This is a genomic window from Mesorhizobium sp. M0019, assembly GCF_040323975.1.
In the GTDB taxonomy this organism is placed as follows: Bacteria; Pseudomonadota; Alphaproteobacteria; order Rhizobiales; family Rhizobiaceae; genus Mesorhizobium.
Window position 1 is genome coordinate 1 of the sequence record NZ_JAMYVK010000079.1, and the last position, 19,030, is coordinate 19,030.

The window sequence follows — 19,030 nt, forward strand, 5'->3', positions numbered from 1 at the left end:
CGATGATCACCCACACGCTGAAGCTCGAGGACATCAACAAGGGCTTTGACCTGATGCATGAAGGCAAGTCGATCAGGAGCGTGGTGGTTTACTGAGGAGGAGAAAGCCGCCGGCTAACCAGCCAGCGGCCGAAAAATGCAGATGTTCAACACGGGAGGAGACAAAAATGCCGGAAAAACTGCATCCTAAAATCGACAATGGACTGCCACGGGAAAAGGCCGACTTTGCCGGCGGCACGCTGGTCTGCGCCTGCACCAGCAACCCGGTCAAGGTGAAGGTCAAGGGCCAGATCGCCCACAACCATGCCTGCGGCTGCACCAAATGCTGGAAGCCGGAAGGCGCGCTGTTCTCGGTCGTGGCGGTTGCCGGTACAAACGACGTGACGGTGACCGAAAACGCCGACAAGCTGAAGATCGTCGATCCGGGCGCGCTGATCCTGCGCCATGCCTGCACCGGCTGCGGCGTCCACATGCACGGCCCGGTCGAGCGCGACCACGCTTTCAAGGGGCTGTCCTTCATTCATCCCGAACGCTTCCAGGAAGACGGCTGGTCACCGCCGGGCTTCACCGCCTTTGTCTCGTCGATCATCGAGTCCGGTGTCGATCCGAGCCGCATGGACGGCATAAGGTCACAGCTGAAGTCGATCGGGCTCGAACCTTATGATTGCCTCAATCCAGGACTGATGGACTATATCGCCACCTGGACGGCCAAGAGATCCGGCGCGTTGCCGGCCTAACGACTGATCAGACACTATCTTTGGGGGCCGGACGAAATCGCCCGGTCCCACGCGTTGGAACGAACGCAGGCGAGCGCGTAGACGATTCGTAAGTCATTGCCGACGTGCTGTCAGCCTCGGGGGGCGTTGGGCTCAACGGGAATATGCTGAAAATTGGTCCAACCGGATCGTATAGCTTCAAGATCAGCGACTGCGATCAGTTGGTTCTGGCTTGGCGCGGCCCAGATCGTGGACTACAGCTTGGATCGCGGGCAAAGTCGCGCCCAAAGCGCGATGGCGGCAAGGTGGTGCTCCTTACCAGTACGATATCGAGCGCCTAGCGGGGCTTGAACGGCAGCACCATCAGCTTGCTGCGTTTTGTCCAGGAAACCAGCCCGTATACCAGCGCGACCCCAGGCCAGCCGATACCATCGGTGCGGCCGCGAACAAGGCGGGCGTCGGGGAAGCGTCGTGTGGCGGCCGGCAACAGTGCGAAAGCCGGCGGTCACTGGCTGTCACGCGAAGCCGGAAGTCGGTCACGACCTGTCTCTGTTTCAATGGATCTGTCGCCGGCACATTCGGCCGATTTGGGCCACCGGGCAAGGCATTGCATTTCAGAACGGCCACATCTGCCGCGTGGCGCCGCGGAAATCATGGGCACATTCTGCTTTAGCCGGCCAAGATGGCAATGTACTATTTGCCAATAAGCTGGCCATGGTTGCAGGACTATTCTAGGCCAAACCAAACCGAAATGAAGCTGATGACCGATCGCGCCAGGTTCCTGATCATTGACGACCATCCGCTGTTTCGCGAGGCGCTGCATAGTGCCGTGCAGATGGCCTATCCGGAAGTCGACACGGTCGAGGCACGCTCGATTGCCGAGGCGCTCGAGCTTCTGACGGATGCCAAGCCGTTCGACCTGGCGCTGCTCGATCTCAGCATGCCCGACGTGCATGGGTTTGACGGGCTGCTGCAGCTCAGGACGCGTTATCCGCGCCTGCCGGTGGTCATCGTCTCCGGCTACGAGGAACCGAAGATCATTTCCGAGGCGCTGTCCTACGGTGCGGCCGGCTTCATCCCGAAATCGGCGCGCAAGAGCGACCTTGCCGCCGCCATCCGCTCGGTGATGGAAGGCGCGATCTATGTTCCCGAGACTTATGAAGGCCGGCCGCGCGACGCCGACAGCACCGACCGCGCCGAGATGGTGCAGCGCCTGGCTACGCTGACGCCGCAGCAGCTCAAAGTGCTGCAGATGCTGCGCCAGGGCCTGCTCAACAAGCAGATCGCCTATGAACTGCAGGTCGGCGAGACCACAGTCAAGGCGCATGTCTCCGAAATCCTGCGCAAGCTCAACGTCTACAGCCGCACCCAGGCGGTGATCGAGGTCTCGAAGCTCGACAATGCCGAGCTTTTTCGCGATCCGGCGGGGTTTTGAGAGCGCTCGCTAAAAAGCGCACTGTCACCGTAGTCGACCGCACTCATGTCACCGCAATCGGACTAGACTAGCCACGGCTCTCATGTTCCCGACACCAGCTAAGCAACCCGCGCCTCTCTAGTCAGATCAAATTCACGCGGCGATTGCTCTGCAGCAGTTAGCCGCTTTCCCGCGTCTAGTAAAATGGCGGCCCCCGGTCCAACGTAGAATGCTTTAATTTTACTAAATTGCTTTTTGAATGCTCTATTAAAAGTCTTCATTAGCTCCTGAGCGAGCGGCGTGTCGGAGATCGTTGCCACGCGGCCATTTATCACAACATCTTCAGCCCATCGCCCACCAGGGGAAAAAGTTACTGTGTCCGGATTGCTAAGCTGATCTAGCGAATACCGGATGCCGGAAGGTGTTTTTGTCGGCCTCACCTCAATGGGCACAGCGTGGCCAGTGACAAGAAATGATCGACCGCTAGAAGCCGATTCAGTGGTTGATTGCCCAAGAGTTGGAATTTGCATTCTATTGCTAAAAGAGTCGAATTCCATCTTGGGAAAATGACCCATGAGGATGTATTTTATCGAAATTTCACGTTCTACTGCCTCCAATACGGGAAGAAGATCGTCCTTTAGCGCGAAGAAGTGAATCTGCTTCATATGAATTACCGCCTAGGCACAAGTAATGGCTGGAATACGGTGACCCGTGTGCTGGGCAGATACGACCAGTTCAAGCCAGCAGATGCGCCAGCAGCGCCCTTAGCTGCGCTGGCTTCAACGGTTTGCGCATCAACTCGATGCCGGCGGCGCGGGCGGCGTTGGCGACTGTCTCCGAACCATCGGCGGTGACGATGAGCGCCGGCACGGCGCGACCGAGATAATCACGGACCTCGGCGATTGTGGTGGTGCCGAGGTCGCCGCCGTCGAGATGCTGGTCGGCTATGACAATATCTGGCAACCAGTCGGTATCGCCTAGCAAGTCGAGCGCGTCACCGGTCGAGGTGGCGGGGCGCACCAGGCATTGCCAGCGCTCGAGCAGGGAGGTCATCGCCTGCAGCACGTCGATGTCGTTCTCGACCAGCAGCACCCTTGTGCCGAACAGACCGTAGCCGCGCGGCCGCTCCATGTCGACGGTGCTGGCGATTGGATCGGCCGTGTCGCCGATCCCGACCGGAACGTCGATATGGAAAATCGTGCCATGTCCGACTTTCGACGAAAACGTGACGGGATGGCCGAGGGCCGCGGCGATGCGGCGCACGATGGCCAGCCCCAACCCCAGCCCGCCGGCGGCAAGCCCGGCATCCATCGGGATCACGCCGCGATGGAATTCCTCGAACACCGCCTCGCGCTGGTCGTCGGGGATGCCGCAGCCGGTATCGGCGACGTCGATGCGGATCGTGTCGCCGCGATGTCTGGTGCCGACCAACACGCCGCCCGAACGGGTATAGCGCAGTGCATTGGACAGGATGTTCTGCAGGATGCGGCGCAGCAAGGTTCGGTCCGAACGAACGAGCGCATTGACCGGCCGGAACCTCAGCGTCAGCCCCTTCATCTCCGCAACCGGCTGAAAATCCGAGCGCAGAGACGAAAACAGCGTCTCCAGGCTGACATCGGTGATGTCGGGCTGCACGACGCCGGCATCGAGCTTTGAAATGTCGAGCAAGGTGCGGAGCAGGTCCTCCATCGTCTCCAGGGATCGCTCGACCTGGCGGACCAGCTTTCTGCCTTCCTCGCTGGTCTGTACTTCGGCAAGCGCCGAGACCGACAGATGCGCGGCGTTCAGCGGCTGCAGCACGTCATGGCTGGCAGCCGCCAGGAACCTGGTCTTGGATAGGTTCGCCAGCTCGGCGTTTTCCTTGGCCGCGTTCAAGTCGATGTTCGACTGCTCCAGCCGGCGCAAGGTCGAATGCAGCTCTTCGGTGCGGCTGCGCACCCGGCTCTCGAGCGAAATGGCGGTCTGGAACAGCGAAAACGCATTGCCTTGCTGGTCCATGGAACGCTCTACGCGGCTGATCAGCGCGGCGTTGATCTTCTTCAGCTTTTCCAGGTCGTCGATGTTCCTGAGCGGCATCCCGGATTTCCTACTCCGCCGCTTCGGCCGCATTGCGTTCACCGAAGGCGATGCCGGTGAAGGTCTGGTTCAGATGCATCGAACGGTACTGTTCGCCATAGGTGCCGAAGCCGAGGACGTTGTTGACCTTGTAGAGTTCCGAAATCTCGCGATAGACTTGGCGGTTGCGCGCGTCGAGCCGGCGCAGCACGCAGTCGAAACCGAGGATCAGGTCGATGCCGCCAAGCCTTTCGCTGACGTCGCTGAGAGCGGCGCGGGTCGCCTCGACCATGTCCTTAGGCTGGGCGACGGCAAGCACGACACCATCGTCGATGGCGCAGAAGAACGACAGCGAGCCGTCCGCATGCATCTTCTGGATTGAACGGCAGTAAAATTCGCCGCCGACTTTCACCACCACCGGGTGCGAGGCAAAACTCAGTGGCGTCAGCATATGCGCGACGACGCCGACCGAGGCGGCATATTCCTCGGCGGCAATGGTGGCGTTGAATTCGCGCACGATGCGGTGGTCGGGATCGGATGCCGTCACCACCAGCTTCTCGTCGGTGGGAACGAAATTGTCGGTCTTGAACACGTGGAAAGGAATTTCCGTGGTGATCAGCACGATGATGGCGCTGTCGGAGGTCACTTTGCCGTTCGAGATCAGCCGCGTTGTCTCGAATTTCAAATCATCGCCAGCCGACCCGCCGATCAGTGGGATGTCGTCGAGCCCCCAATGGATGGCGGAGGTCACCGCTTCTTCGGCATAAGACAGGCCGTCGATCAAGCAGAGCGCGAAAGTGGTGTCGGCTCGCTCGTGCCCGAGGCGCTCGTGTAACGAACGCCTCAGCGCCTCGACTTCGCCGGTAATCCCGTCCATGCCCGATGAGGACAGATTTTCGACCATGGTGCTGGCCGCCGAAAACGATGCGGAGGGAAGCAGCATAGCCAGGACCTGGCCTTCCTCCAGCCCCTTGGGCGTTATCTCACCGGCCGTCGAGCAGCCGGCATAGTGGAGCGCCGGCGCGTGGGTCTTCAGCGCTTCCGACAGGGCGACGGCCTCTATGAGGCTCTGCGAGAAAAACAGGAGGGCAAACCCGGCGTCAATGGCCGCTGTTTCCGCTGCCACCGCCCGGGCGAACGCATCCGCGTCAGATTCGTCGGTCGTGAGCACCGAAAGGCCGCATGCATAGCGCGTCCGTGACTTGGCCAGCGGCTTCCTCCTCCATTTCCTCCAACGCTCTTTTTTGTGCGCGTCTGGCGCGCCGGCGTCGAGGTCATTGTTGTCTTGAAGCGGTGCTTTGGCAATGAGCCAACATGATGGATTTGAAGTTTCTGCCGTTTGACGGCGTCCGCGCAGCCGCTCACAGACGAACGGCCGCATCGCACCGCCATCGCGTTCGCTTCGTTACGCCGTCTCCTGCCCTTGCGTGACAACTGCGTCATCCAGCGGGCAGTGCAAGTAAAGCGCCACGTCACGACCGATGCGGAATCCGTCAAAGAGGTGCGAAACTTCGTAGGAGCAAGGTCTTCACGAGTGCCGAGCAGGGGATATTTGTCACCACCGCCTCTCGTTCTCGAAAGTAGAGCGAGCGCTACCGAGGAAGGCCCGAGAGACGAAGTCAAAGCTGCACCTGGAGCTGATCGACGGAGAGCAGTTGCTTGAGATGCTTTACACAACCAACGCGCCGAAGCCTGCCTTGCCTCCGCCGCAGGTCAAACTCGACCAGGAATGGCGGGACGTCCATGGCCCGGGCCATTCTCGCACTCGACTTTTTACTGATTACATGAGCGGATGGCCCCGTTGGGGGAGCCGCAGACGCGCTTGGCCGAAAGTGTCTGGCATTTGGTCTGAGATCGATCGGGTCGAAGCCAATTTCTGCCTGCCGCGCTTCACGCTATTGCAAGACATTCAAATTTGAGCTTCCGCACTCATGCTTTGTCGAGAGTATCTCCGTAGGTTTTAGCCGTTCTGAATCGCCGTCGGCGACGATGAAGACGAAATAGGAGAACGCAATGGCTCGCAATCACGTTGAACGTCTTGGAGAGTTTAGGGAAATCTTGGTCGCGACGCGGCGCGAAGGAGTCCGTAACGTGCACCATACTCGCGACGCAATGCGGGCAAGTGGCTTTCAGATCGGGGACAGCGACGGCTCCAGCTACGGAGCTGAGCTGAAGGTGCTCCAAGAGGAAATTGAGGCAGTCGATCGCGCCATCGAAGACGAGAAGCGGTTGGCCCTGGCCCTCGAGAGCGCGGCTCAATCCCGCCGACCGACTAAGCCGAGAATCGTGAAGGGAACATAGAGTCCGGTAAGGCCCTTGGCGCCCGTCGCGTCGATCGCCTTCGGTACAGTGTCGGGCTCGTCGCCGCCGTGGTGCAGCGCCCTAAAAGCGGACGTTTCGCTTTCGGCCCCTAGCGCAACGTAGAGCATTTGCTGGGCAAAAATCGCTCCTGTGAACTCCGACGTCGCATGGCGGACCAACAGGTTCGGCCAACATCAGGTGAGACGCAGTCCCAACAAACATGCAGTTCAGACAATCGATTACGCGTCTTTGTTGAAGTGAAGTCGTGCCATGCGGCCGATCCGAGAGGGTTGGCCACCTCCAGCATCCTTCACTGACTGAAACACGCTTGAAAATCGGGGGCCCCATGTAGAATAAGTTGCATGGACTAAGTCATGAGGCCCGCAATGCGCACCGTCAATATCCACGAGGCCAAGACGCATCTGTCTCGTCTTGTCGACAGGGCGGCCAAAGGCGAATCTTTCATTATTGCCAAATCCGGCAAGCCGATGGTCAAGGTCGTTGCCATAGACGCACCTGCCGCCGGCGAAATGCGTCGGGTGGGGTTTATGGCCGGGCGGTTTTCGGTTCCGGACGATTTTGATCGCATGGCCGATGACGAAATCGAGAAGCTGTTTGGCGGCGATGCATGAAACTTCTTCTCGATACCCACCTTCTGCTCTGGGCGGCGGGCGAGCCCGAAAAGCCCCCGCCCGCAGCCCTCGCTGAGATCGAGAATGCCGATAACCACTTGACGTTCAGCGCCGCAACTCCCTGGGAGATTGCCATTAAACGCGGTCTGGGCCGCCTTGACTTGAAGGTCGATGCGCGTCTTTTACGTCGGGGCCTGATCGACAATGGCTATGATGAGTTGCCAATCACCGGCGAGCATGCCATTGCGGTGGAGGGGCTTCCACCCATCCACAAGGACCCCTTCGATCGGATCCTCATTGCTCAATCGATTGTGGAAGGCATTACTTTGACCGTCGACGATCGGGTCGCGCGGTATCCTGCGCCCGTCCGTCGTCTCTGATCAAGCTGGACCGCAAGCCCATTGGTAGGGTAGTCAGCTATCGCTTCAGACCACCCATGAAAGCCTTTACTCGAGCAGAGTCGACTTGGTTCCACCAGACGCCGTCGTGCTTCAGCGCGCTGGCGATGATGACCCCGTCGACAATGGCAAGGATATCATTGGCGTTATCCGGGGTGACACCGCTGCCGACCAGCGTCGGCAGGCCGGCGGCCTGCTTGATCATACTTATGTAGCCCAAATCCGCGGCGTGTCCGGTGCGCTGGCCAGTGGCGATGATGGCGTCGGCGTCGAAGAAGACCAGGTCCTTGACCAGTTCCTCCACCGGGCGGTCGGCGACGATGGCGTGTGCGCCGTGCTTGACGTGGGCATCGGCGAAAATGCGGATGCCGTTGGCGCGCAGCCTGGCGCGGTAGCGCGCCGCGCGGCCCGACTCGCCTTCGACAAAACCCTCATTGGCGACATAGGCGTTCGCCCATTGATTGACGCGGACGAAACCGGCGCCGGCAGCGCTGGCGATCGCCAACGCCGGGATCGCGGCATTGGCCAGCACATTGATGCCGATCGGCCTGCCGAGTTCGCGGCGGATGCGGTCGGAGACGACCGCCATATAGGCCGCCGTCTCCGGGCCGATATCATCAGGCTTGGCGAAGGGGATGTCGCCATGGTTTTCGACGATGACGCCGTCGCAGCCGCCGTCGAGATAGGCCTTGGCGTCGTCGAGCCCGCGCTGGTAGATCGCCTCGATAGCCTCGCCGTCATAGCGCGGCGCGCCGGGCAGCGGCGCCAGATGAACGACGCCGATCACCACCTTTGTGCGGCCGAAAAGGTCCACGAGCGCGTCGCCGCCAGATTGGCCGAGGTGGGTCATGAGAGCTCCATTTGATCGATGAGCGCCGCCATCTCGGAGGCGGAAGGACAGGATGCCAGCGTGCCCGGCCGTGTCACGGCGATTGCGGCGGCGGCGAGCGCCAGCTTCAGCGCCGAGATGACCGGCATGCCCCGGGCAAGCCCACCGGCCAGACAGCCGCAGAACACATCGCCCGCGCCGCTGGTGTCGAGCGCTTCGACTCGCGGCCCTGGCAAGCGAAGCGGTTCCATCCGGTCCGTGCCAAGCACGATACAGCCTGCGGCACCGAGGGTGATGACGACGGCGCCTGCGCCTTTGGCCACCAGCGCGCCAGCGGCTGCTGTCATGTCATCTCGGCCGGTCAATATTTGCGCTTCGGATTGGTTGACCACCAGAACCTCCGCCAGGCCGAGATCGGGCAGCGAGGCCGTGTCGATCGGGCTGGCGTTGAGAACGGTGCGCGCACCGTTTCCCTTTGCTGCTCTGAGGCAGGCATTGGTCACGGCAGTCCGTAAATTTCCCTGGCAGACGAGGATGTCGCCGGGAGCGATCCAGCGGACAAGTGCTGTCTGCGCCACCGGATCGAAGGCTTCGCTGCAGGCGACGCCGCTGACGATGAAATTCTCTCCGCCTTTATCGACGACGATGGTCGAGCGGTCGCTCGGCAGCTCGAATTCGCTCACCTCAAGGTCTGACAGCTCGCTGTCGAGGCGGCTCCTCATCCACGCGCCAGCGGGGTCCTTGCCGAGCGCCGTCCAGAACGTCACCTCTGCACCAGTCCGTGCTGCTGCGACCGCCTGGTTGGCGCCCTTGCCGCCGAGCCCGTCGGCATAGCTCACAGCATTCAAAGTCTCGCCCGCGGCTGGGAAGCGGCCGACGCGAAACACGGTATCGACGCAGGCATTGCCGACGACGTGGACATGCATGGCTCAGCTCTCACCTGTCGCCCAGCCCAGCATCTGTTCGAACAGGGTCTTGTAGCCTGGCCAGGCGATGAATTGCGGCGGCAGCCAATGTGGCCCGACATCGGATGTCCAGGCCACGGTGCGGCCCTTGCCGTAATGGCCGGTGACAAGCAGCGGCAGCGAGCCATAGTCCGACGACACGCTGGCCAGGACCTCGGCCCCATCCTTCAGCGTCACCTCGTTAAAACCGAGCAGGATCGGCCAGTCCGAGCCGAGGCCCCTGAGGATGGGATGGCTCGACCCTGGTTTCGGCACCGGCGCAAAACCTTCGGGAACCTCGACGCGGTCGTCGTAGGCCAGGCAATTCACCGGCAGCACGTCCTCGACCGGCGTCTTGCGGTAGCGCGCGCCGCCATTGATGCCTTGGAAGCTGTAGTAACCGCCGAACATCAATAGACCGCCGCCGCCGCTGACGTAATCGCGGAGCAGGCGCAGGCGGTTCGGCGTCGGCTTGGAGTGGACCCAGGTGTCGGGATGCAGCAGCAGCGTGTTGGCGCCGATGTCGGAGAGCACGACCGCGTCATAGGCCGACAGCGCCTCCATGGTCTGTGGAAAGCCGCGCTGCGCCTCATGCGCCGGCATGAACGTGACGTCGAAGTCGGTCGCCTTCAGCGCGCCCAGCAACTCGTCTGCGCCGGTGTGGTAGGTAACGGTCGGAAACTGGTCGAAACCCTTGATATGGGTCGCGGTCGACACCCAGGATTCGCCGGCAAGCAGGATCTTCTTCTTGGACATTTGAACTCCCGTGTAATTCCAGGCCGCTTAGAGCCGCGCGAATACGCTTTTCGGATTGGCGATCAGCATGCGGTCGATGGTCGCCTGCTCGACGCCGTGGCGTTTCAGGCGCGGTATGAAATGCTTCAGGATATAGCCATAGCCGAAGCCGCCGAAGCGCGTCAGCATGATCTTGAGGAACACATCCTGCGACAACAGCAGGCGGTCGCCGAAGCCCGCCTCGACAAGGGCGGCGATGGCGCGTGCGTTCTCTTCGTCGGAGGGCGATTGCGCGCCCTGGTCGGCGTAATAATAGTCCATGCCGATCATGTCGTATTCGAGGAACGCGCCGCGCCGGGCGAGGCTTTTCTGGTAATCGGGATCGTCGTGGCTCGGGTTCATGTGGCAGAGCACGGTGTGGCGAAGATCGGCGCCCTCGGCCTCGACGATATCGAGCACCTCGTGCGCCAGCCGCTCCCAGCCAGGCAGATGGATCGACAGCGGCACACCGGTTATGCGCGAGGCGCGCGCCGAAGCCCGCAGCGACTTGCGTTCCTCCGCGGTGAAATCCTTGCTGACGCCGACCTCGCCGATCAGCCCGGCCATGATCGGCGGCTGGGTCTCGCCGCCGCCGACATCGTTGACGATGAACTCGGTCACGGCGTCCACATCCATCGCCTTCAGCCATTCGGGATGGGTGTGCTCGAGATAGAAGCCGGTGCCCATGACGATCTTCAGGCCGGACATGCGGCTGATGCGAGCGAGCTTTTCGGGGGCGCGGCCGATGCCGATATTGGTGGCATCGACGACGGTGTGGCCGCCCAGAGCGCGATAGCGCTGCAGCTCAGACAGCGCCAGGTCGGCGTCGTCGAGCGAGACGTTGTCGCGGTTGACGTATGGGTTCATGCGCAACTCGCCGATGATCTCGATGTTCACCGGCTGCTCGGCGATCGCCATGTCATCGGGATGGCAGGGGCATTTCCAACTGCGCGCGCCATCGAGCAAGATGTGCTCGTGCATCAGCGTAATGCCCATCTCCTCGACCGGAACCGGGCCGAGCACGGTCATCACATGGCCGGTTTCGACCCCGATTGGCAGCCGCCGCCTGGGCACCGCGTCATCGAACAGATCGCTCATCGGCTCAACGGCTCCGCACGGCGCCGCGAAACAGGCGGAAGTTCAGCCAGATGGCGATCAGGATGATCGTTCCAGTGACTATCGGCGTCAGGAAAGGCGACAGATGCGCCAGGATCAGGCCGTTGCCGATGACGGCCACGGTCAGCGCGCCGAGCACCGTGCCGATGATCGTTCCGCGGCCGCCGAACAGGCTGGTGCCGCCGAGCACGACGGCGGCAATGACTTCCAGCTCGAAACCCTGTCCGGCATTCGAAGATCCCGATCCGAGCCGGGCGGCAATGATGATCCCGGCAAGGGCGGCCGCGGTGGCGGAAATCACATAGACGAAGAGCGTCGTCTGCCGCGTGTTGACGCCGGCGCGCCGCACCGCCTCGGCGTTGGCGCCGATGCCGGTGACATAGCGGCCGAATGGCGTCTCGTTAAAGGCGAGATAGGCGATGGCCAGGATCGCCAGCGCGATCAGCGCCGGCACCGGCACGCCAAGGAACCAGGCGCGGCCCAGCACGGTGAAAGCGCTTCCTGGCTCGATCGGGATGGAATAGCCGCCGGTGATCAGCAGCGCCACGCCACGGATCACCGAAAGCCCGGCAAGCGTGACGATGAAGGACGGGATGCCCTCATAGGCAATGAAATAGCCCTGTACCGCCCCAAGCAGGGCACCGAGCGCCAACATGGCGAGGATAACGACTGGCCACGGCAGGCCAAACTGCAAAAGCGTCGCCGACAGCGTCGCCACCAGCGCCAGCACGGAGCCGACCGAAAGATCGATGCCGCCAGTGGTGATGACGAAAGTCATTGCCGCGGCGACGATCAGCAGCGGCGCCGACTGCCGCAGGATGTTCAACAGATTGGGCGATGTCAGAAACGCGTCGGTCGCAACCGAGAAGATGATGCAGACGACCAGAAAGAACAGCGCGATCGAGACGACGCTGCCATTGGCGAGCAGCGCATCGCGCCAGGTGCCCCTGCGTATTCGTGAGGGCTGGGCGGTGTGGATCGCGTCACTCATGCCGGCGCTCCACCGCGATAGCCATTGGTGGCGGAACGCGCACTGAACTTGCGGCCGACGATCAGATTGACCACGTCTTCGATATTGGTGTCGCCGATCAGCCGCTCGGCGACATTGCGCCCTTCATACATGACCTGGATGCGATCGCAGACGAGGAACAGATCCTGCAGCCGGTGGGTGATCAGAATGACGCTGACGCCCCGCGCACTGACCGCGCGGATCAGTTCGAGCACCGCCTCGACTTCGGCCACGGCAAGCGCTGCCGTCGGCTCGTCCATGATCAGCACCGCCGGCTCGAACGAGGCGGCGCGGCCGATCGCGATCGACTGGCGCTGCCCGCCGGAGAGGTTTTCGACCTTGAGCCGCGTGTCGGCAATGACGATGCCGAGCCGATCGAGCATCTGGCGCGTCTCGTCATGCATGCGCTTCTTGTCGAGAAAGGAAATGCCTGCGATGCGGCGGCGCGGCTCGCGGCCGAGAAACAGATTGCCGGCGACATCGACCGTATCGCAGAGCGACAGGTCCTGGTAGACCATCTCGACGCGCGCCGCACGTGCGTCCGCCGGCGAGCTGAAGATCACCGGCTTGCCGTCGATCTCGATGGTGCCGGCGTCGGGAACCACTGCCCCCGACAGCACCTTGCTCAATGTCGACTTGCCGGCGCCATTGTCGCCGACCAGCCCCAGCACCTCGCCCGGCTTCAGCGTCAGCGACACGTCATCGAGCGTCTGGATGGCGTTGTAGCGCTTTGAGATGCCGCTCATCCGCACCCGATAGGTCTGGCCACTGCTCATCTGGAATTCCACGCGATTGCAAGGGATCCGCGGCGCAGCCTCGGGCGGCGCCGCGGCTCGGTCGCCGACGCAGTTTACTTGAACATCGCGCGATATTGGTCGACATTCTTCTTGGTCACGATCGTCACCGGGATATTGATGATCGGGTCGATTTTCTCGCCCTTCTTGATCTTGCCCAGCGCTTCGACCGCGGCCTTGCCTTCGCCGGCCGGATCCTGCTGCACGACCGCCACCACCCAGCCGTCGTCGATGCCCTGAACGGCCTGCTTGGTCAGATCCCAGCCGAACACCTTGACTTCGCCGGTGCGGCCCTGGCTGGTCACAGCCGAAACGGCGCCGAGCAAGGCCGGTTCGCCGGTCGCATAGAGCGAGTTCATGTCCGGATTGGCGGTCATCAGGTTTTCCGAAGCGCTCAACGCGGTCTCCTGAACGTTCTGGCCGTCGACTGTGTCGAGGAAGGTGACGGCCTGGCCGCTTTCGGTGACCGCCTTCTTGAAGCCGTCGAGGCGCTGGTTCTGGATGAATGAATTGAGTGCGCCGACGATACCGATCTTGGCCTTGCCGGCCATATCGGTCTTCACATAGTCGGCGTAGAATTTGCCGATGTCCTCGCCGGCCTTGGTGTTGTCGACGCCGATGAACGAAATATTGTCGCCGTCGGGGATCTGCGCGTCGATGGCTATGACGGGAATGCCGGCCGCCTTGGCGGCGGTGATCGCAGGCTTGACGCCGTTGACGTCGATGGCGACCAGAATGATGCCGTCGACTTTCTGCGTGATGTAGTTCTCGATCGCGTCGTTCTGCGCGCTCGGCACATTGTTGGCGTTGAAAATGACCAGCTTGGCGCCAGCGGCGTCGGCTGCCTTTTGCGCGCCCTCGTTGATCTGGTTGAAGAACAGGGCCTGCTGGTTGATGTTGACGAGAGCGAACGTATCGGCAAGCGCCGATCCCATGGCTGCCGAGCCCATGGCAATGGCGGCGGCACAGCCGGCGAGAAGTTTGAACAGACGCATTTCGGTTCCCCTTGCTTGCGGACCAGACCTCGGCTGGTCCCGTTGGTGCGACAGGCACGAGGCAAGCATTCAAGAGACTTGAATATTTGTCAATCCAAATGAACGCAGAGCGTTGCTCAGAAAGTCGCCGGCGTGTTGACCCAGAAAATGCTAGCGCGTTCCTCACCGATGTTGCGGTAATGATGCGGCAGCTCCGACCTGAACACGAAGGCATCACCCGTGGCGAGAGCATGGCTCTTGCCGTCGACGATCAGTTCGACCCGCCCGGCGAGCACGTAGCCGACTTCCTCGCCGGCATGCTGGATCGGACCTTCGCTCGAGCCCTCTGCCTCGATGTGATGGATGTTGCATTGTAAGAGGTGGCCAGGCGAATACGGGATGATGCGTTCGAGCGAAATTCCCTCGCCACGCCGTAGCGCGTCGAGCGCGATCAAAGGCCTTGCGCCCGCCCGGAATACGATCGCCTCGTCGTCGTCGACTTGCTCGAACATCCAGCCGATGTTGGTGTCGAGAACCTCGACCAGACGGTGAAGCATGGGCAGGGACGGCGAAGCCTTGCCGTTCTCGATCTTGGACAGCAGGCTTTCCGAGCAATTCGCAGCCGCGGCCAGCGTCTTCAGCGTCATGCCGCGTGTCTGGCGGGCGAGGCGCAGCCGAGTTCCAAGTCTTGCGGCATTTACGGTGGCGTCCGTTTCTGATTCTGGCCGCCGTCGATCGATTTTGTTCATCTGTTCGCCAACCATTCAACGGTCAAGGGCAACTATCGCGCGAGCAAAAGACCTCGGCTGACGATTTGCAAGTGCTGATGCGTCAAATTCGAGACTGCAGCCGCAGCTACCTCATCCGGCGAATACCGCTCCCGCATGAACCGTGCTGATCCCGCGCCAGTTATCCCCTATCGCTTGGCTGTCCATCGTGGTCGAAATCGCCAGCCGCTACCGCGTTTGCGTCACGTGGCGAGTGGACTTGGAACGACAATGCGGGCAAGGCGGGCCACGCAGCCAATCTACACAACCACGGCCGCGCCGACACGATAAAATCTGGACTGTCACCGAATTGCGGAGCGCGCCCAGAAGTCACCCGCGGCAGCGCCCCATGGCGTTACGCCCAGGGCGCGCAGGCTCTCGATAGCCGCGACGTATCCAATGAAATCCCTGGGGCAGTCGCGCACCGCTTGAGCTTCGGCAATTTTGAAGAAAGTCCAACAGAATTAATGGACTAGCACCTTGCTTATGTAAGTTGCGGAAGCGACGCGCAGTTAATGCTTTAGAAGTATAGACACATCGACACGAGGTGCGAAGAAGCAACGCCAATACAGCTGGTTGGTTACAACATATTTATTTTCGCAGATATGGTATTGCCCGTCCGGGGATTCCTGTACACGGTCCCGTGGGATGGTGAAATTATGCGGCAAATAAGTGTACCCGCCGTCTACCCTGGACCGCACCGAAGACCGAGGTATGGCGCGGCAATCTGAACCGCCGCAGCACTTGAATTTGGTCTGTGGGTCAATCTTATCTTCGTACCAATCATGGGCATTAGCGGCTGTTGCGGCGGCGATACACATCGCCGTGAAGATGAGCCTTCGCATGGCATTCCTCAAGTATCTGGCAGGCGCTGCTCGTTGGGGTTTCCATGTATATTAGCGTTCCATTGAAAATACCATTGGCCTCCGACCGACTTAACGCAGCTCCAGCAAGCGACGCTCGCAACGGAAGACCGCATTGGGTCACGTCAGGACGACACTTGCGCCGACCAAAGGTCAGCTCTTGTCGCTCCGGGTTGGAAACCCGACCGTCTGCTCTGCGCCTGATGTCGGCCGTTAAAGTTAGTTGTGCCACCGCCTTACAGCGGACGTCACCGGCGACCGCGCTTGAGGGCGTAGTTGCGCCAGGAGCGGTCATTCGATGTTCTGCCGTTGAACGGCTTCATTCGCCAGTTTAGCGGAAATTGGGCGACAGCATGGTTGCCTGAACAGGGAAGTTCGAAACCCTCTTGGTCCGCGAATCCCGCTGATTGCACGCTGCGGTGCGATATTCTGCAAGATAGCCACCCAACCACCGCCGATAGCCGCATTGCTCTCGACAAGAGCACTCCTGCCGCAGACCACCTAGCTGGCAGACACTTGGCTGATCCCGGCATCGACCCAGGCACGCGTCTGCTCAAGCACTTCATCCGAGAGCGCGGGATCGTCGATCGCCCGGGCGAGGATTACTGCCCCCACCAGCGCTGCCCAGCTTCCGATCGCCGCGCGGCGTCTGTCTGCCGGATCCAACTCCGGGAGCGCCTTGCCGATACGGTCGATCTGCGATCGTAGGCCTTCCGTCATGGCCGAGCGTGCAGCCGGGGTCTGATGGCGGATGGCTGCGGCAAGGCCCGCCGTCGGGCAACCGCCGGCGCAGTTGTCGCGATGCCGGGGCGAAAGATAGGAACCTACATAAGCGCGAAGATCGCCCCCTCCGCCTGAGTCCGCGGCGAGGACGTGGGCAAGGGTCTGCGCGATCAGGTCGTCCTTCGAACTGAAATGACCATAGAAGCCGCCATGGGTGAGCCCGGCGGCCTTCATCACTTCCGCCACGCTGACCGCGTCGAACCCCTTCTCGCGAAACAGCCGGCTGGCCGCATCCAATATCCGGTGACGGTTCTCCGCCATCTGCTCTCGACTGACCTTCATTTCAAAATTCTCCGTCGGCCCCGTTGACATTTACATGATGCCCATCATATTTAGCCGCAATCATGATGATCGTCATGAATATAGGTTCCATCAGAGAAAAGAGCAATGCCATGACCACCATTCCATCAGTCCTCATAACCGGCGCCTCCACGGGCATCGGAGCTTCCTATGCCGAACGGTTCGCCCGCCGCGGACACGACCTCGTGCTGGTTGCCCGTGACGTGGCACGAATGGAGGCACTGGGAGCCCGGCTCCGTCAGGAAACTGGCGTTGCGATCGACATCGTCCAGGCTGATCTTACGCAGCCTGCCGAGCTTGCAACGATCGAGACGAGGCTGCGCGATGACGCCCGCATCGGGATTCTCGTCAACAATGCCGGAACAGCCATCGGCGGAAGCTTCATCGAGCAGAGTACCAATGACGTCGCCCGGCTCGTTGCGCTCAACACGACCGCGCTTCTGCGACTTGCCAGCGCCATCGCCCCGCGACTTGCGAAGGCGGGTGCAGGGGCGATCGTCAACATCGGTTCCGTGGTCGGGCTGGCACCGGAGTTCGGCATGACGGTCTACGGCGCAACCAAAGCCTTCGTGCTGTTTCTGTCGCAGGGGCTCAGCCTCGAGCTTGAGCCGAAGGGCGTCTACGTCCAAGCCGTGCTGCCCGCCACGACGCGAACCGAGATCTGGGGCCACGTCGGCGCCGACATCAACACGCTCTCCAACGTGATGGAGGTGGACGATCTGGTTGACGCGGCGCTGGTCGGCTTCGACCGCCGCGAACCGGTGACCATCCCGCCACTCCCCGATGCCGGTCAGTGGGACGCGCTTCAGGCCGCGCGCCAGGCCATGCTTCCGAACTATCGGAACGAACATCCCGCCGAGCGGTACCGCAAGGTCGCCTGAGCACCAACGAATCCATTTGATAACGACCTCGTCGCGGCGGGGATAAACAAGGTGACCTATGACCAACAAAGCACTTTTTGAGCCTTATTCTCTCGGCTCGCTGACGCTCTCCAATCGTATCGTCATGGCGCCCCTCACGCGCAATCGCGCTGGCCCGGGCTTCGTTCCGGGCGATCTTGCCGCCGAGTATTACGGCCAGCGGGCCTCCGCCGGCCTGCTGATCTCCGAGGCCACGCAGATCTCGCGGCAGGGACAAGGTTACCAGGACACGCCCGGCATCTATTCTCAGGCTCAGATCGACGGCTGGCGAAAGGTCACGACCGCGGTACACGCCAAGGACGCGCGGATTTTCCTGCAGCTCTGGCACGTCGGCCGCGTCTCGCACGTCGATCTGCAGGAGAACGGCGCCGCGCCCGTCGCGCCCTCGGCAATCCGGGCCGCGACCAAGACGTTCGTGAACAACGGCTTTGTCGAGGTTTCGGCGCCCCGCGCGCTGGCGCTCGACGAGCTTGCGGGGATCGTCAACGATTTCCGGCAAGCAGCCGCGAACGCCATTGAGGCCGGCTTCGATGGCGTCGAGATTCATGGCGCCAACGGCTATCTGCTGGACCAGTTCGCCAAGGACGGTGCCAATGTCCGCACGGATGCTTATGGCGGATCGGTCGAGAACCGCGCCCGGCTGATGCTGGAGGTTGCGACTGCGGTGGTCGAGGAGATCGGCGCAGAGCGCACCGGCATCCGGATTTCGCCCGTCTCGCCCGCCAACGGCGTCTCGAGCAGCGCCCCCCAGGCGCAGTTCGACTATATCGTCGATCAACTCGATGCTTTGGGCATCGTCTATATCCATGTCGTCGAGGGCGCCACGGGCGGATCGCGCGATGTCGCGCCGTTCGACTTCGGATCGCTCCGCCGGCGCTTCAACAATACCTATATCGCCAATAACGGCTATGACCTCGACCTCGCGGCGTCGCGGCTCGCCGAGGGCAAGGCGGATCTGTTCGCCTTCGGGCGCCCGTTCATCGCCAATCCCGACCTTGTGGAACGGCTGAAGACGCGCACGCCGCTGACGGAGTTCAACTCGGCGACGCTCTATGGCGGCGGCTCCGCTGGCTATACCGACTATCCCGCGATCGCCGCCTCAAGCCGCCCATGAGCTATCGGAGGGCGGCGCCTGCGAGGCAGCCATCCCACGTGACAGCAGGGCCTCAGGGCATCTCTCTGGCGCTCCGCTCGAACTGGTGTCCAAACCCAGGGATTCAGGAGGGCCATGGAGGGCTATAGCATAGACGTTAGCTCCTCTGGTCCGCCCAGGACCAGCCAGGCGAGATTCGTAGCACGTCGTACGTTCGCTTTACAGGCGCAAGCGGACCCATTCACCGTGATTTCGACTGTCGTGAATGGTGAAGGTTTTTCGATGCGGGCCGCGGCGTGACGGTGGCGGCTGGGCCTGTGTCGGCCCGCGTTGAAAAACCTCCCAAGGA

The 19,030-nt window shown here is 61.7% G+C and carries 19 protein-coding genes; 7 read left to right on the forward strand and 12 right to left on the reverse strand.

Annotation, left to right across the window (positions count from 1 at the left end; genetic code table 11):
• Nucleotides 1–166: 166 nt before the first annotated feature.
• Both gfa and NKK47_RS32920 read left to right on the forward strand, forming a co-directional pair.
• A complete protein-coding gene (gene gfa, locus NKK47_RS32915; RefSeq protein ID WP_352579655.1) occupies nucleotides 167–736 on the forward strand; it encodes an S-(hydroxymethyl)glutathione synthase in 570 nt (189 codons plus the stop codon).
• 730 nt (nucleotides 737–1,466) lie between these two features.
• Nucleotides 1,467–2,150 carry a response regulator gene (locus tag NKK47_RS32920; protein WP_023679211.1) on the forward strand — a complete coding sequence of 228 codons (684 nt, stop codon included), beginning with the start codon at nucleotides 1,467–1,469 and terminating at the stop codon, nucleotides 2,148–2,150.
• A 98-nt stretch (nucleotides 2,151–2,248) separates the two neighbouring features.
• On the opposite strand, the gene NKK47_RS32925 is transcribed toward NKK47_RS32920, so the two are convergent.
• From NKK47_RS32925 to NKK47_RS32935, 3 genes are all read right to left on the reverse strand, one after another.
• Entirely contained in the window at nucleotides 2,249–2,794 is a 546-nt protein-coding gene (locus NKK47_RS32925; protein WP_352579656.1) for a hypothetical protein, read from the reverse strand.
• A gap of 70 nt (nucleotides 2,795–2,864) precedes the next feature.
• Complete coding sequence (locus NKK47_RS32930; protein WP_352579657.1) at nucleotides 2,865–4,205, reverse strand: ATP-binding response regulator; 1,341 nt, start codon at nucleotides 4,203–4,205, stop codon at nucleotides 2,865–2,867.
• A gap of 10 nt (nucleotides 4,206–4,215) precedes the next feature.
• Nucleotides 4,216–5,355, reverse strand: coding sequence for an FIST N-terminal domain-containing protein (locus NKK47_RS32935; RefSeq protein WP_352579658.1), 1,140 nt, complete (start codon nucleotides 5,353–5,355; stop codon nucleotides 4,216–4,218).
• Nucleotides 5,356–6,197: 842 nt separating this feature from the next.
• Between NKK47_RS32935 and NKK47_RS32940 the strand changes: the two genes are divergently transcribed.
• From NKK47_RS32940 to NKK47_RS32950, 3 genes are all read left to right on the forward strand, one after another.
• Entirely contained in the window at nucleotides 6,198–6,485 is a 288-nt protein-coding gene (locus tag NKK47_RS32940; protein ID WP_023679221.1) for a hypothetical protein, read from the forward strand.
• 386 nt (nucleotides 6,486–6,871) lie between these two features.
• Nucleotides 6,872–7,117 (forward strand): type II toxin-antitoxin system Phd/YefM family antitoxin, encoded by a 246-nt coding sequence (locus tag NKK47_RS32945; RefSeq protein ID WP_352579659.1) that lies wholly within the window; start codon nucleotides 6,872–6,874, stop codon nucleotides 7,115–7,117.
• A complete protein-coding gene (locus tag NKK47_RS32950; protein WP_352579660.1) occupies nucleotides 7,114–7,497 on the forward strand; it encodes a type II toxin-antitoxin system VapC family toxin in 384 nt (127 codons plus the stop codon). The genes NKK47_RS32945 and NKK47_RS32950 overlap by 4 nt, the downstream gene beginning before the upstream one ends.
• A gap of 37 nt (nucleotides 7,498–7,534) precedes the next feature.
• Here NKK47_RS32950 and NKK47_RS32955 read toward each other — a convergent pair whose 3' ends face one another.
• From NKK47_RS32955 to NKK47_RS32995, 9 genes are all read right to left on the reverse strand, one after another.
• Nucleotides 7,535–8,365 (reverse strand): BtpA/SgcQ family protein, encoded by an 831-nt coding sequence (locus NKK47_RS32955; RefSeq protein ID WP_352579661.1) that lies wholly within the window; start codon nucleotides 8,363–8,365, stop codon nucleotides 7,535–7,537.
• Nucleotides 8,362–9,270, reverse strand: a complete 909-nt coding sequence (locus NKK47_RS32960; RefSeq protein ID WP_352579662.1) for a ribokinase — start codon at nucleotides 9,268–9,270, stop codon at nucleotides 8,362–8,364. The genes NKK47_RS32955 and NKK47_RS32960 overlap by 4 nt, the downstream gene beginning before the upstream one ends.
• Before the next feature lie 3 nt (nucleotides 9,271–9,273).
• Entirely contained in the window at nucleotides 9,274–10,044 is a 771-nt protein-coding gene (locus tag NKK47_RS32965; RefSeq protein ID WP_352579663.1) for a glutamine amidotransferase, read from the reverse strand.
• Between the two features lie 27 nt (nucleotides 10,045–10,071).
• Nucleotides 10,072–11,160 (reverse strand): phosphotriesterase family protein, encoded by a 1,089-nt coding sequence (locus NKK47_RS32970; RefSeq protein ID WP_352579664.1) that lies wholly within the window; start codon nucleotides 11,158–11,160, stop codon nucleotides 10,072–10,074.
• Nucleotides 11,161–11,164: 4 nt separating this feature from the next.
• Entirely contained in the window at nucleotides 11,165–12,169 is a 1,005-nt protein-coding gene (locus tag NKK47_RS32975) for an ABC transporter permease (protein ID WP_352579665.1), read from the reverse strand.
• Nucleotides 12,166–12,963 (reverse strand): ATP-binding cassette domain-containing protein, encoded by a 798-nt coding sequence (locus tag NKK47_RS32980; protein ID WP_352542621.1) that lies wholly within the window; start codon nucleotides 12,961–12,963, stop codon nucleotides 12,166–12,168. Before NKK47_RS32980 ends, NKK47_RS32975 begins: the two co-directional genes overlap by 4 nt.
• 74 nt (nucleotides 12,964–13,037) lie before the next feature.
• Nucleotides 13,038–13,976, reverse strand: a complete 939-nt coding sequence (locus tag NKK47_RS32985; protein ID WP_352579666.1) for an ABC transporter substrate-binding protein — start codon at nucleotides 13,974–13,976, stop codon at nucleotides 13,038–13,040.
• A gap of 116 nt (nucleotides 13,977–14,092) precedes the next feature.
• Entirely contained in the window at nucleotides 14,093–14,704 is a 612-nt protein-coding gene (locus NKK47_RS32990) for a cupin domain-containing protein (RefSeq protein ID WP_352458693.1), read from the reverse strand.
• 1,382 nt (nucleotides 14,705–16,086) lie between these two features.
• Complete coding sequence (locus NKK47_RS32995) at nucleotides 16,087–16,650, reverse strand: TetR/AcrR family transcriptional regulator (protein WP_352579667.1); 564 nt, start codon at nucleotides 16,648–16,650, stop codon at nucleotides 16,087–16,089.
• Between the two features lie 110 nt (nucleotides 16,651–16,760).
• Between NKK47_RS32995 and NKK47_RS33000 the strand changes: the two genes are divergently transcribed.
• Both NKK47_RS33000 and NKK47_RS33005 read left to right on the forward strand, forming a co-directional pair.
• A complete protein-coding gene (locus tag NKK47_RS33000) occupies nucleotides 16,761–17,549 on the forward strand; it encodes an SDR family NAD(P)-dependent oxidoreductase (RefSeq protein WP_352579668.1) in 789 nt (262 codons plus the stop codon).
• Nucleotides 17,550–17,607: 58 nt separating this feature from the next.
• Complete coding sequence (locus NKK47_RS33005) at nucleotides 17,608–18,702, forward strand: alkene reductase (RefSeq protein ID WP_352579669.1); 1,095 nt, start codon at nucleotides 17,608–17,610, stop codon at nucleotides 18,700–18,702.
• The last annotated feature ends 328 nt before the right edge of the window (nucleotides 18,703–19,030 follow it).